General features: G+C 30.3%; 19 protein-coding genes. 8 read left to right on the top strand and 11 right to left on the bottom strand.

Annotation, left to right across the window (positions count from 1 at the left end; genetic code table 11):
• The first annotated feature begins 1 nt into the window (after position 1).
• Genes WHD07_RS05550 through WHD07_RS05540 form a run of 3 tightly spaced genes read left to right on the top strand, consistent with a single transcriptional unit; the run spans position 2 to position 1,566 of the window.
• Positions 2-658 (top strand): phosphatidylserine decarboxylase family protein, encoded by a 657-nt coding sequence (locus tag WHD07_RS05550; protein ID WP_343330391.1) that lies wholly within the window; start codon positions 2-4, stop codon positions 656-658.
• A gap of 4 nt (positions 659-662) precedes the next feature.
• Positions 663-929, top strand: a complete 267-nt coding sequence (locus tag WHD07_RS05545) for an acyl-CoA-binding protein (protein ID WP_105047893.1) — start codon at positions 663-665, stop codon at positions 927-929.
• Between the two features lie 7 nt (positions 930-936).
• Positions 937-1,566 (top strand): YceI family protein, encoded by a 630-nt coding sequence (locus WHD07_RS05540; RefSeq protein WP_105047894.1) that lies wholly within the window; start codon positions 937-939, stop codon positions 1,564-1,566.
• A gap of 6 nt (positions 1,567-1,572) precedes the next feature.
• Here WHD07_RS05540 and WHD07_RS05535 read toward each other — a convergent pair whose 3' ends face one another.
• A complete protein-coding gene (locus WHD07_RS05535; protein ID WP_343330390.1) occupies positions 1,573-2,448 on the bottom strand; it encodes a TIGR01777 family oxidoreductase in 876 nt (291 codons plus the stop codon).
• 124 nt (positions 2,449-2,572) lie between these two features.
• On the opposite strand from WHD07_RS05535, the gene WHD07_RS05530 reads away from it, so the two are divergent.
• Positions 2,573-3,697, top strand: coding sequence for a vWA domain-containing protein (locus WHD07_RS05530; protein ID WP_343330389.1), 1,125 nt, complete (start codon positions 2,573-2,575; stop codon positions 3,695-3,697).
• 81 nt (positions 3,698-3,778) lie between these two features.
• Positions 3,779-5,245 carry a magnesium chelatase gene (locus WHD07_RS05525; RefSeq protein WP_343330388.1) on the top strand — a complete coding sequence of 489 codons (1,467 nt, stop codon included), beginning with the start codon at positions 3,779-3,781 and terminating at the stop codon, positions 5,243-5,245.
• Between the two features lie 4 nt (positions 5,246-5,249).
• Here WHD07_RS05525 and WHD07_RS05520 read toward each other — a convergent pair whose 3' ends face one another.
• The 10 genes from WHD07_RS05520 to WHD07_RS05480 form a co-directional block, all read right to left on the bottom strand.
• On the bottom strand, positions 5,250-5,825 hold the full coding sequence (locus WHD07_RS05520) for a YdeI/OmpD-associated family protein (RefSeq protein ID WP_343330387.1): 576 nt from the start codon (positions 5,823-5,825) through the stop codon (positions 5,250-5,252).
• 39 nt (positions 5,826-5,864) lie between these two features.
• Complete coding sequence (locus tag WHD07_RS05515; protein ID WP_105047899.1) at positions 5,865-6,560, bottom strand: DUF4369 domain-containing protein; 696 nt, start codon at positions 6,558-6,560, stop codon at positions 5,865-5,867.
• A 40-nt stretch (positions 6,561-6,600) separates the two neighbouring features.
• Complete coding sequence (locus WHD07_RS05510) at positions 6,601-7,908, bottom strand: DUF819 domain-containing protein (protein WP_105047900.1); 1,308 nt, start codon at positions 7,906-7,908, stop codon at positions 6,601-6,603.
• 3 nt (positions 7,909-7,911) lie between these two features.
• Positions 7,912-8,589, bottom strand: a complete 678-nt coding sequence (locus tag WHD07_RS05505) for a DUF2490 domain-containing protein (RefSeq protein WP_343330386.1) — start codon at positions 8,587-8,589, stop codon at positions 7,912-7,914.
• A gap of 158 nt (positions 8,590-8,747) precedes the next feature.
• Entirely contained in the window at positions 8,748-8,918 is a 171-nt protein-coding gene (locus WHD07_RS05500; protein WP_343330385.1) for an Arc family DNA binding domain-containing protein, read from the bottom strand.
• 1 nt (position 8,919) lies between these two features.
• Entirely contained in the window at positions 8,920-9,189 is a 270-nt protein-coding gene (locus tag WHD07_RS05495; protein WP_343330384.1) for a hypothetical protein, read from the bottom strand.
• A complete protein-coding gene (locus tag WHD07_RS05490; RefSeq protein WP_343330383.1) occupies positions 9,186-9,839 on the bottom strand; it encodes an alpha/beta hydrolase family protein in 654 nt (217 codons plus the stop codon). Before WHD07_RS05490 ends, WHD07_RS05495 begins: the two co-directional genes overlap by 4 nt.
• Entirely contained in the window at positions 9,836-10,336 is a 501-nt protein-coding gene (locus tag WHD07_RS05485; protein WP_343330382.1) for a hypothetical protein, read from the bottom strand. Before WHD07_RS05485 ends, WHD07_RS05490 begins: the two co-directional genes overlap by 4 nt.
• A 2-nt stretch (positions 10,337-10,338) precedes the next feature.
• A complete protein-coding gene (locus WHD07_RS18260) occupies positions 10,339-10,569 on the bottom strand; it encodes a DUF4177 domain-containing protein (protein WP_422897652.1) in 231 nt (76 codons plus the stop codon).
• 3 nt (positions 10,570-10,572) lie between these two features.
• The gene (locus WHD07_RS05480; protein WP_343330381.1) at positions 10,573-11,433 is read right to left on the bottom strand and encodes an SPFH domain-containing protein; all 861 of its coding nucleotides are present in this window, start codon (positions 11,431-11,433) and stop codon (positions 10,573-10,575) included.
• A 121-nt stretch (positions 11,434-11,554) separates the two neighbouring features.
• Here WHD07_RS05480 and WHD07_RS05475 point away from each other — a divergent pair, with 121 nt between their 5' ends.
• From WHD07_RS05475 to WHD07_RS05465, 3 genes are all read left to right on the top strand, one after another.
• Positions 11,555-12,334: a S1/P1 nuclease gene (locus tag WHD07_RS05475; RefSeq protein WP_422897651.1), complete on the top strand. Its 780-nt coding sequence runs from the start codon at positions 11,555-11,557 to the stop codon at positions 12,332-12,334.
• A 115-nt stretch (positions 12,335-12,449) separates the two neighbouring features.
• Positions 12,450-12,956 carry a TlpA disulfide reductase family protein gene (locus WHD07_RS05470; RefSeq protein WP_343330379.1) on the top strand — a complete coding sequence of 169 codons (507 nt, stop codon included), beginning with the start codon at positions 12,450-12,452 and terminating at the stop codon, positions 12,954-12,956.
• Between the two features lie 18 nt (positions 12,957-12,974).
• Complete coding sequence (locus WHD07_RS05465; RefSeq protein ID WP_343330378.1) at positions 12,975-13,580, top strand: thioredoxin family protein; 606 nt, start codon at positions 12,975-12,977, stop codon at positions 13,578-13,580.
• The last annotated feature ends 39 nt before the right edge of the window (positions 13,581-13,619 follow it).

Genomic DNA, 13,619 nt, shown 5'->3' with positions numbered 1-13,619 from the left:
TATGATTCGTTTTCACAAAGAGGGATATAAAATAATTGTTATTACGTTTATAATATCAATTGTAGGTATTTTACTAGCAGACTATTTTTTAGAGATAGCGTGGTTGGTTAAAGCTATTCAGATTTTAATTATTGCTTTTTTAGTTATTGTGCTACAATTTTTTAGAAATCCTAAAAGAGTGGCTCCATTAGATGATAATGTTTTAGTGGCACCTGTTGATGGTAAGGTTGTTGTTATAGAAGAAGTAGAAGAACCAGAGTACTTTAAAGGAAAAAGATTACAAGTATCTATTTTTATGTCTCCAATTAATGTACATGTTACAAGGTATGCTATGAGTGGAGTAGTAAAATATAGTAAATATCATCCAGGAAAATATTTATTTGCATGGCATCCAAAGGCATCTACTGAAAATGAAAGGACTACAGTTGTTGTTAATAATGCAGCTTTTGGAGACGTTTTATACAGACAAATAGCAGGAGCACTCGCTAAAAGAATTGTTAACTATGCAAAAGTAGGTGATACCGCAGTGCAAGGTGCTGATGCAGGCTTTATTAAATTTGGATCTAGAGTAGACCTTTTTCTTCCGTTAGGTACAAAGTTAAATGTGGCTTTAGGAGACAAGGTTAAAGGTGGAGTACAGCTAATAGCAGAAAAATAGTTATATGGAATCTGATTTAGACAAAGAGTTTAATGAAGCTTTCTATAAAATTTCTAAATTAGGAAAAGCCATTGCTCCGGATATTAAGTTAAAGTTTTATGCGTACAATAAGCAGGCAAACTTTGGGAATAAATTTTCTTTTAATGATGAGCATAATGTTGTAAATGCTTTTAAGTTAAATGCTTGGATGCAATTAAACGGAATGAAATCTGATGAAGCAAAAAAAGAATATATAGAATTAGCAAAAGTAGTTTTAAATAATAATAAATAAAGACGTCATGAAAAAAGTAGTAATTTTATCATTATTAATGGTTATAGCATTTAACTTTTCTTCTTGTAAATCAGAAAAAAAATCTGAACAGAAAACAGAAGATAAAATTGAAACTAAAAAAAGTACAGCAGCTTTTTCTTTAGAGAAAGCGCAAAACGAAATTAACTTTGTTGCTTATAAGACTACAGACAAAGTGCCTGTTGGTGGTCAGTTTAAAAAAGTGGATATTATTTCTGGTGGAGAAGGAAACTCTATTAAAGAAGCTATTAATAATACAGAGTTTTCAATTCCTGTAAGCAGTGTTTTTACAAAAGATACAAGTAGAGATTTTAAAATTAAAAAATTCTTTTTTGGTATTATGGAGAACACCAAATTACTTTCTGGGAAGTTATTGTTAACAGATGATACTAATGGTGTAGCAGAAATTAAAATGAATGGAGTTACAGAAAAAGTAGCTTTTACATATACTATTACGGGTAATGTTTTTAATTTAACGGGTACAATGGATATTACAAAATGGAATGCAGGTGCTGCTTTAGCTTCTTTAAATACAGCTTGTTTAGATTTGCATAAAGGTGCAGATGGGGTTTCTAAAACATGGAGTGAGGTTGCTTTAAATATTACAAGTACTTTCTAAGAAGTATTATAAATTATTCAACGCTTTTTTAAGTGTTTTAAATCGAAAAGAATATCCGTTCTTTTCGATTTTTTTTGCCGAAACTTTACTGCCTTCTAAAAGAATATTGGCCATTTTACCAAATAACAGTTTTAAGATAACTGCAGGGACACCAATACCTAAATAAGGTTTTTTAATGCTTTTGGCCAATTCTTTAGAAAAAGTGATACTTGTGTGATGTTCGGGTGCCACGGCGTTATAAATACCTGCAAAGTTCTCTTCTACGGCTTTGATGTAAATTAAACTTAAATCTTCTATATGTATCCAAGGTAAAAATTGTTTGCCAGAACCTAAAGGAGTTATAATTGGTGTTTTCATTTTTTCTAAAGCACCTCCTTTTTTAGATAAAACAATGCCTGTTCGTAAAATAGTTACAGAAATGTCTTTTTTAGAAAATTGATGGGCTGCATTTTCCCATTTTTGGCAAACATCACCTAAAAAGTCTGTACCTACGTTATCTGTTTCTTTAAAAGTAATTTGCTTTGTAATGGCTCCGTAATAGCCAACACCAGAGGTAGAAATAAATCCCTTTAAATGAACATTTAGAGCAGTTATTTTATCAAAAAGTAAATTAGCTGTTTTAACCCGGCTATCAATAATTACCTGTTTTCTTTCTTCTGTCCAGCGTTTATCTGCAATTCCTGCACCCGCCAAATGAATAATATAATCGGTATCTATGAGTGCTTTTTCATCAATATAATTGGCAGAAACATCCCATTTAAATTCGTTTTTGTTTTGTGGGTTTCTACTAAGAATTACTACTTCATGCTTTTTAGCAATCAGCATTTCTGTTAGTCTTGTTCCTACAAGTCCTGTTCCTCCGGTAATTAATATTCTTGACATAAAGTAAAGATACTTAAATTTTGTTGAATCTTTTTAGTGTTTTATAAAACAAACTTATAGCCAGATATATTAAACTAATGTTAATCCTTTTTTAGACGTTGCTTAAAAGCGTATTTTTATAGTGATGAAAAATAACAAAAAAAGAAAAGGTTTTGTTTTTAAAACCTATGAAGCAGAAAATCAATCTCCTTTCGAAAAACTATTTGAGATTTTTAAGGAATTGATTACTTATACTTCTGGCGATTTTGATGAAGCCATTGATTGGTTACGTTCTTTAGATAAAGAGTATAAATTAACGGATGAGAATTATACCATTGATGATTTTATTGAAGATTTAAAGAAGAAAGGATATATAAAAGAAGAAATAAAAGGTGATGGAATCGGAGGAACAAAAATTACTCCGAAAACAGAACGTGCCATTAGACAGCAAGCATTAAACCATATTTTTGGTAAAATAAAAAGGAGTGGCTCAGGGAATCATAAAAGTAAATCTCCAGGAATTGGAGATGAGCATACAGGAGATTTTAGGAATTATCAATTTGGTGATGCGTTAGACAAAGTATCAATGACAGAAAGCATTAGAAATGCTCAAATAAATAACGGAATTGATAATTTTAATTTAACCGAAAATGATTTGGTGGTAGAAGAAACGCTGCATAAAAGTCAAATGAGCACTGTTTTAATGATTGACATTAGTCATTCTATGATTTTGTATGGCGAAGACAGAATTACACCTGCAAAAAAAGTAGCCATGGCATTGGCAGAGTTAATAACTACGCGTTACCCAAAAGACACCTTAGATATTATTGTTTTTGGTAATGATGCTTGGGCTATTAAAATTAAAGATTTACCGTATTTACAAGTAGGTCCTTATCACACCAATACCGTGGCAGGTTTGCAATTGGCAATGGATTTACTCCGAAGAAAAAGAAATACCAACAAACAAATTTTTATGATTACCGATGGTAAACCTAGTTGCTTGCGTTTACCAGACGGTCAATATTATAAAAATAGTAATGGCTTAGATAAGTATATTGTAAACAAATGTTATGCAATGGCACAACAAGCCCGTAAATTACATATTCCTATTACCACTTTTATGATTGCACAAGACCCGTATTTAATGCAATTTGTAAGAGCGTTTACACAAGCCAACCAAGGAAAAGCATTTTATACAGGATTAAAAGGTTTGGGAGAAATGATTTTTGAAGATTACGAAACAAATAGAAAAAAGAGAATTAAAGGTTAAAAAAGAAACTAGAATAAAGATAAAAGAAGATGAGTGCTATCTCTTTTCTTGTATCTTTTTTCTTGCATCTAAAACAAAAACATGAATTTAGAAAATATAAAAACATTAGGAGAATTAATAAAGTCTGGTTACAAATCTAGATCTATTAAAGACGAGTTACGAGAAAACCTTATTAGTAAAATAATGAGTAAAGAAACCGTTTTTAAGGGAGTTCATGGCTACGAGAATACCGTAATCCCAGAATTAGAGCGTGCTATTTTAAGTAAGCATAATATTAATTTATTAGGATTAAGAGGACAAGCAAAAACACGTTTGGCTAGATTAATGGTAAATTTATTAGACGAATATATTCCTGTAGTAGAAGGTTCTGAAATTAATGATGATCCTTTAAACCCTATTTCTCGGTTTGCCGTTGAGTTGATTAAAGAAAAAGGAGACGCTACACCTATTTATTGGTTGCACAGAGATGAACGTTTTGCAGAAAAATTGGCTACGCCAGATGTAACTGTGGCAGATATTATTGGTGATGTAGATCCAATAAAAGCGGCAAATCTAAAATTATCTTATGCTGATGATAGAGTAATTCATTACGGAATGATTCCACGAGCAAACAGATGTATTTTTGTAATTAATGAGTTGCCAGATTTACAAGCTAGAATTCAGGTTGCTTTGTTTAATATTTTACAAGAAGGCGATATTCAAATTAGAGGTTTTAAATTAAGATTGCCTTTAGATATGCAATTTGTGTTTACGGCAAACCCAGAAGATTATACCAATAGAGGGAGTATTGTTACGCCTTTAAAGGATAGAATTGGCTCGCAAATTTTAACGCATTATCCAGCAGATATAAAAACCGCAAAAGCGATTACACAACAAGAAGCGAACAAAACAAGTTCTCAAAAAGAGTTTATTACAGTACCAGAACTTGCTAAAGATTTGTTAGAACAAATTGTGTTTGAGGCAAGGGAAAGTGAATATATAGATGCTAAAAGTGGTGTAAGTGCACGTTTAAGTATTTCTGCTTTCGAAAATTTATTAAGTACTGCAGAAAGAAGGGCGTTATTTTCTGGTGATGAAAAAACAATGGTTCGTTTAAATGATTTAGACGGAATTATACCTGCCATTACAGGTAAGGTAGAGTTGGTGTACGAAGGTGAACAAGAAGGTGCACATGTAGTTGCAGAAACCTTAATTAAAAATGCTGTTAAAACGTTGTTTCCAAGCTACTTTCCTGAGATTAAAAAATTAGAAAAGCAAGATGCAGAAACTCCGTATGATGACATTATTTCTTGGTTTTTTAATACCGATGAAGATTTTGAATTGTTAGATGATTATACAGAAGAACAGTACAAAGCAGCATTAGATAAAGTGAAGCCTTTAGATACTTTTGTTAAAGAATACCAACCAAACTTAAATGCAGTGGATACTTATTTTATGAAAGAATTTGTATTATGGGCGTTGGTAGAATTTAAAAAATTAAGCAAATATAGATTTGCAGAAGGCACACAATTTAAAGATCCTTATGGTAATTTTATAAGCGGGTTATAAGAACCTACCAGTTATTACGAGATTTAATATTAAGATTACAAAACCGAATTATTTCTTTAATTCGGTTTTTTCTTGTAGTTTCTCTTTTGGCTTGTTGTAACCAATACAGATATCCTTTTCTGTAACTAGGTGCAAAGTTTTTAAAATTAGTAAATGCATTTTTATTAGCATCAAACTCAATTTGTAAATCTTCAGGAATAATTCCCTTTTCAACATCATCTAAAGCAGTCCAAGAGCCATTTTGTTTCGCAATTTCAATAATTTCTAAACCCTTTGGATGCATTAAATCATCAGCCATTAAATTTTTAATATGCTTTTTATTTACAGCACTCCAAACACTTTTAGGTTTTCTTTGGCAGAAATATTGTTTGCGTTTTCCATCTCCCAAACTTTTAACGGTAGCATCTATCCAACCAAAACATAGGGCAACCTTTACAGCCTCTTCCCAACGCATCGATTCTTTTTTATGATCTACTTTATAAAAAATAAGATGTATTCCGTTAGAAGAATCATGATTTTTAGACAGCCAATTACGCCATTCTATATCATTTTTAAAGTAAAATTCTTCTATTGCAAACATAGGTGACAAACAGCAGTACTAATTAAACAAGCGTAAATATTATTTGCTTTTAATTTTGTTTAGATACTCTTGAAAGCGTTTTCCGTAATCAGAATTTTTTACATTTTCAGATAAAGAGTTGTTAACAGTATCTAACATTTGTAAACTAGCATCATACATTTCTGTTAAAGCAATATAAGGAGCCACTTCTGTGTTTGCATTGTTAATTGCAAAGTTAGTGGTAAATAAAACTCTTCTTTTTGTTAGTTTTTGATAGTCTTTTTCTAGTTGTTTCACTAAAGCTTCGTCATTTTCTTTTTTTGCGTTAAAATCTTTTTGAATAAATTCTAAACGCTGGTTTTGAAACTGTCTTTTAATTTTATTGTATTTATCTAAAATTTCTTGGTTTTTTGAGCCTGAAATTTCTGGGTTAAATCCAAATTGTTCTACGTTGTCGTTAATTGTAATGTTTCCTTTTTCACCAAAAAATAGAATTCTTTTGTTTGTTGTATTTCCATCAAAAGTTAAATAATACAATACTGGCGATTCTACGTTGTCCGTTAACGTAAATTGATCACTTCCTAATAAGTTTACAGAGTCTACAGAAACTAAAAGGGTGTCTTTCATTTTCTGAAGGTATAAAGTTCCTTTTTTAAGACCTTTAATTTGCCCTTTTACAATCATGTTTCCTTCTTTCTTAGAAGAACAAGCTACTATTAAAATAGATAGGACTAAAAGTGTAATTATTTTCTTCATAAATTTAATATTTTCCGTCTGCAAATATGCTTATTTTTATTTAAAGTGTGGCTGATAATTCCATTAAAATGGTACATAAAATGGCGCCAATTGTTCCTATAGCGTAACCAAATACCGCCAATAAAACACCAACAGTTGCTAATGAAGGGTGAAATGCTTGCGCTACAATAGGAGCAGAGGCTGCACCACCAACATTTGCTTGACTACCTACGGCTAAAAAGAAGTAAGGAGCTTTTATTAGTTTGGCAACTAAAATTAATAAACCAGCGTGTATAGACATCCAAACAAGACCAATAGCAATTAAGCCTACGTTGTCAAAAATCATTGCTAAATCCATTTTCATACCAATAGTGGCAACCAAAATGTAAATAAAAACACTTCCAATTTTACTAGCTCCTGCACCTTCGTAATTTTTAGCTTTTGTAAAAGATAAGATAATGGCAATAATTGTAGAAATACTAATCAACCAAAAGAAACCAGAGCCTAAAAAAGTGAAAATATTTCTCCATGTTTCCGATTCTATTCCTGCAACTAAATGGCTAAAAAAAGAACTTAAATATCCCGATGCAAAATGACCAAAACCAACAGTAGTAAAAGCTATGGCTAGAATAATCATTAAGTCTGTAACAGATGGGTTTCTTTTTACCTTTTGAGCAAAGTTAGAAACTTTTTCTTTTAACTCTTCTATGGCAGAAGTATCTGCACCAAGCCATTTATCAATTTTATCTTTTTTACCAATACCTATTAATAAAACAGCCATCCAAATATTGGCAACAACAATATCAACAAACACCATTCCTCCATATTTTGCAGGGTTGTATTTGTAAATTTCTAACATGGCCGTTTGGTTTGCACCACCACCAATCCAACTTCCTGCAAGTGTAGATAGACCACGCCAAACAGCATCAAAATCTGCGCCACCAACTGTTTCTGGAGAGAAAGCAGAAATTAATAAAATAGCCAAGGGCCCACCAATTATAATTCCTACGGTTCCTGTAAAAAACATAATTAATGCTTTAGAACCTAAGTTAAAAATTGCTTTTAAATCGATACTTAACGTCATTAAAACTAAAGCAGCAGGCAATAAAAAACGACTAGAAATATAATACAATTGAGATTTTCCTTTAATAACCTCTCCTGCGGTGTTTAAAGTTTCCCATTCTGGGGATATAATGCCAGATGTGGTAAAAATAGCCGGAATAAAATACGCCATAAATAAACCAGGTACAATCTTGTAGAACTTGTACCAAAAACCACTTGTTTTGCTTTCTGTGTAAAAAACAAAACCGAGTGATAGCATTAAGATTCCAAAAACGATTGCATCATTTGTAAAAATAGGGGTTGTCATATTTTATATGTTTTTTTTAGTAAAGTCTGTGTTTAAAATAACACCTAATTGCATTCTATGTAGGCTGCTGTTTGTAAATTTTGTGTAAAAATAACCTAATTTAAGTTTTAAATTTTTACTTAATTTTTTAAGCATGCCAAAACCAGTTCTGTTTTGACCATATGCTTTTGAAGCAAATTTTATAAAAAGATCATTAAAAGTATATATTTCATAATTTTTAGAAATAGGGTAGTTTAAAAATAAACCGTACCGTATTCTATGCGCTACCTCATTTTTAAAGTTTTTTCTTTTAAATCTTTGCGCCAAACGTATACGGTGTTTTACCTGAATATTCCTCCAATTATTTTTAATGTTTAAATCTTGATAAAACCGATATTCATATAAATTAGGAGAAGTAGTCTTATAGGAAGTGTCTGTTATAGAATATACGCCACCCGCTGTAACATTAATTTTATCATTAAAAGTATAATTGATTCCTAATCTATAAATTTCTTGTTGATATTCGCTAGCCAGTTCATAATATCTAAAATGGGCATTTGTTTTAAGTTTTATTTTTTTAGAAATTTTATATGTGCCATTATACATGTACCAAGTTCCTAGTTTATTTTCTTCGGATGGTGTTTGAGCGTAAAATTTGAAGCCTATAATTAATAAACAAAATAGAATTATATTTTTAGTCATAAATTATTTAGAGAAAATAGTTTTTTTGCATTTAACTTTAAGAAGAAGGCAATATACAAAATAGAAAATGCTCCGTAAAAAATGAGCGTTTATTTTTATTAATTAGATGTGTTAAGTGTTCTTTTAAAAGATAGGTTACTTTGTTTTTTGTATCAATATTAAATATTGTCTTCTTTCTTTTTAGGTTCTCTTTTTGCATTTTTAAGAGCTTGCATCAGCATCCATTCTATTTGTCCGTTTGTAGAACGAAATTCATCTGCAGCCCACTTTTCAATAGCTTTAATCATGTCTTCATTAACTCGCAACGCGAATGCCTTTTTTTTAGCCATGTTACTTTTTTATAAATAAAACGATTGTTTTAACTAATTCTTCTGATATTGGGTATTCTGATGAATAATACGATTTTAGATTGTCTTCTTCTTTTTGGATGTCTTTTAAAACATGATTCATATTTTTTATAATAACCAATTTAGAATTTAAGTTTGCAGTATGCAAAGCTTCAGCATCTTCAATTTGTACTTGTAAATCCTTGTTACCATTAATAATTAAACTTGGAATTTTTAATTCTTTTATTTTTTCTAAAGGATTTATTTGCATCAAGAATATAAAAAATTTTGATTTTGTTTTGCAAATACACTCATTAAAAATGGATTTACAACTTCTATTTTTCCTTTTATTCTTAAAGTATCAAACTGTTTTTTAGCAGCAATACCTAAGGTGGCATTATTCTTTGATATCTGTTTTATTATGGTTTTATCAATGGTTTCTCCTGCGCCTGCAATAGAAATATATTTGTCAATATTTTTAGCAGCCATCATTGCAATTAAAGAACCTTGACTATGACCTATTAAAATAATTTTAGAAAAACGTTTGTCATTTTTAAAATGAGAGATTACCTTTTCTACATCAAGTGAAAAATCTACAATTTTGGTGCCTTTTAAAAAAGCGGTGTTGTTTTTAGTAGCGGTTCTTTTATCATAACTAAAAAAAGCAATGTTTTCTTCATTTACGGCATCTCTAAATTGTTTAATATAATTGGCCTTAATTATTGGAAACTGATTTCCGTTTCTATCTACATTACCAGATCCATGCACCCAAATAATTAATGGAACCTTTGTATTTGTATAGGTTAAGGTTCCTGGAAGTTCTATGGCTTCATTTTTTATCAATATTTCTTCAGATTTTATCTGAGCAATAGAAATAAAGGTCCCAAAAAATGTAATTACTAAATAGCTGATAAAACGAATCATATTAATTTGTTTTTATAAGTTTCTAATACTCTTGTAGCTTCCTCCTTTTTTTGTGTACCAATTAATAATTTCTCTCCATTTTTAAGAATTAATTGAATGCCAATATTACCAGAAACATTTATCGCTTTGTCTTTTCCTTTATTAAAGAAAAATCCTCTTCTTATTCCCCAACCACCAAATTCAGTTATCGGTTGATATTTTCTTACATAAGCTTTAGAAATTTCACGCCAAGGAATCATTTTTACTGAAAAGTGAAACGGAAAAAATTGGTAATGAATTCCTTTTTCATCTATTCTTGTGGTTAGTTTAAAGAAGAATATTGTGGTAACTGAAACCAAAATAACTGCAATTGTAATTACAAATTCTTGGGTGGTTAGTGTAGTGTTTTTTTGTAAGTATTTCTTCAGCATCATTGCTATAGGGGCAATTGAACTAATAACTAACAAGATAATCAACCAAGTTTGTCTAAAACGTTGTTCTTCTTTAAAAATTTTCATTTTTATCTGTTTTTATCTTTTTCTAAAAGCGCATAAACACCTCCATTTACATTGGAGTATACGTTAATTACGCGCCAACCTTGTTTAGCATGAGCGTTAATTGCGTCCTCAAAATTATTTAGGCTATTAGACCAACTTACTTTTTGTTTTTGAGCTTTTGACCTGCAAAAGCACAAAGATTTAAAGTGAATAAAGTTGTGGAGTAGTTCTTCTTTTTTAGCTCCATTAACCACTAATTAATGACTCAACGTACCTGTATTTACAACGGGAGAGGCTTCTTTGTCTCCACATAAAATAACTAATAAATTACTTACCATTGCAGCCTTACGTTCTTCATCTAACTCAACAATTTGTTTTTTATTTAATTCATTTAAAGCCATTTCTACCATTTCTACAGCTCCTTGTACAATTTTATGTCTTGCAGCAACTATTGCAGTAGCTTGTTGTCTCTTTAACATGGCAGATGCAATTTCTTGTGCATAGGCTAAATACCCAATTCGTGCTTCTAAAACCTCTATTCCTGCAATCGATAAGCGTTCGTCGATTTCTTTTTCTAAAGCTTCCGAAACTTCATTTACACTAGATCTCAAAGTAATATCTTCATCAGAACCTTCGTCGGCAAAATTGTCATAAGGATACATGCTCGCTAATTTTCTAACAGCTGCATCTGTTTGTACACGTACAAAGTTTTCGTAATTATCAACATCAAAAGCCGCTTTGTAAGTGTCTGTAACTCTCCAAACCAGAATTGTGGAAATCATGATAGGGTTACCTAGTTTATCATTCACTTTTAAACGTTCACTATCAAAATTACTAGCTCTTAATGAAATTGTTTTTTTTCTAAATAGTGGATTTGCCCAATACAAACCGTTGTCTTTTATAGTACCCACATATTTACCAAATAATAAAATTACTTTAGAGGTGTTTGGGTTTACCAAGATAAATCCGAAAAAGCCAATAAAACCAAGCAAAGAAACCAATAGAAATAGAATTGTTTCATTGATTGCAGTTAAGGCAATTCCTCCAAAAAATAATAATAAAACGATTAATAACATTAAATAACCGTTTGCGGGTTTAATAATTTTTTCTTCTTTCATGAGTTTTATTTATTATGATATTAAAATGATATCACAAAGATATACTATATTTTTTGTTATTTCCAAAATTGGTGATGATTATTTTTATAAATTTGTAGCAACTTAATTTTAAAAGCATAAGATGAATATTAAAATATTTTTAATGATATCGTTATTTTTTTTCTCAAAACCTTCAACAGAAGAAACGGTATTTTGGGGCCCAACAGGTCATAGAACTACAGGTAAAATTGCAGAAAAACATTTAACAAACAAAGCCAAAAGAAAAATAGATAAACTATTAAAAGGGCAAAGTTTAGCATTTGTAGCTACCTATGGAGATGAAATAAAATCGGATAAAAAATACAATGAGTTTTATTCTTGGCATTATGTAAATATGGATTTGGATGAAAAGTATGCAGATGCAGAAAAAAATCCTAAAGGAGATTTAGTTACAGGGATTCAAAAATGCATTCAAGTTTTAAAAGATGAGAATAGCGCGGAAGAAGATAAAGTGTTTTACTTAAAAATGTTGGTGCATTTAGTGGGAGATTTACATCAGCCATTGCATATTGGGCAAAGAGAAGATAAAGGAGGAAACGGTATACAGGTTCAGTGGTTTGGTAATGGTACTAATTTACACACTGTTTGGGATTCTAAAATGATTGAAGAATGGAATATGAGTTATATAGAATTGGCTAATAATGCAGAAGATTTATCAAAAAAAGAAATTAAAGCTATTGAAAAAGGAACGCTTGTAGACTGGGTAGATGAAGTTCATGAAACTACAAAAGAAGTGTACAATTCTGTAAAAGTTGGTGAAAATTTAAAATATAGATATTCTTATGATTATTTTGGAACTGTAAGAACTCAGTTGCAAAAAGGAGGAATTCGTTTGGCTAAAATTTTAAACGATATTTTCTAATAAAAAGCTTATTTACTTATAATTAAAGGCCTCATAAATTTATTTTTATGAGGCTTTTTTGTTAATGATTCGTTAATTGTTTTTTAGTAAGAATTCTTCTTTGTAGCTTTATGGTATGGTAAAAAAATGTTTTTATTCCTTCTTGTTTTTAGGTCTTTTGTTTTCTTGTAAAGACAAAGAAGTAAAAGAGGTTTCGCAGAAAGTAACCTCTGTTAAGTCTTACACTTATAATGAATTAAAACCTTTGTTAGAAAAAAATGATGGTAAAACTTACGTTGTTAATTTTTGGGCAACTTGGTGTGCACCATGTGTAAAAGAATTGCCTGCTTTTGAAAAATTAAACCAAGAATATGCAGCTAAAAATGTAGAAGTTATTTTGGTAAGTTTAGATTTTCCGAAACAAATAGATAAAAGATTAATACCTTTTATCAATAAAAATAATTTGCAATCTAGAGTGGTTTTGTTAAATGATGTAAATGAAGATGTTTGGATAAAAGCAATAGATACTACTTGGTCTGGTGCTTTGCCTGCAACCTTAATTTATAATGCAAAAAGTAGAAAGTTTTACGAAGAATCTTTTGATTATGAAAAATTAGAAACCGAGTTGCAATCCGTTTTATAAATTTAAAATAAAAACCTTATGAAATTTACAAGATCAATTTTAATATTACTAGTAGTTGTTGTGGCAAGTGCTTTTACGGTAAAAAATAATGGAGGTTACCAAGTAGGAGATACCGTGGCTGATTTTAGGTTGAAAAATATTGATAATAAAATGGTTTCTTTATCTGATTATAAAGATGCAAAAGGGTTTGTTATTATTTTTACCTGTAATCATTGTCCGTATTCTATTGCAAATGAAGATAGAATTATTGCCTTAGATAAAAAATATAAAAAATTGGGATATCCTGTAATAGCTATAAACCCTAATGATCCGAAGGCATCTAAAGGAGATAGTTTTGAGGATATGCAGGTTAGAGCTAAAGAAAAAGGATTTACGTTTCCTTATTTGTATGATGAAGGTCAGAAAGTATATCCAAAGTTTGGTGCAACTAAAACTCCACACGTATTTATTGTGAGTAAGCCTGCTATGATAGTTGAATATATTGGTGCTGTAGATAATAGTTCTAGAGATGCTGATGCGGTTACAGAAAAATATGCAGAAGATGTTATAGATGCTTTGTTAGCTGGCAAAAAACCATCAAAAACAACAACAAGAGCAATTGGTTGTTCTATAAAAGTATTATAAAGATAAATGATTTAGATGATTAATTGAACTTTTCTCTAA

The organism is Polaribacter staleyi, from assembly GCF_038024045.1.
Lineage (GTDB): Bacteria > Bacteroidota > Bacteroidia > Flavobacteriales > Flavobacteriaceae > Polaribacter > Polaribacter butkevichii.
This window is presented reverse-complemented; position numbering and strand designations above follow the sequence as displayed.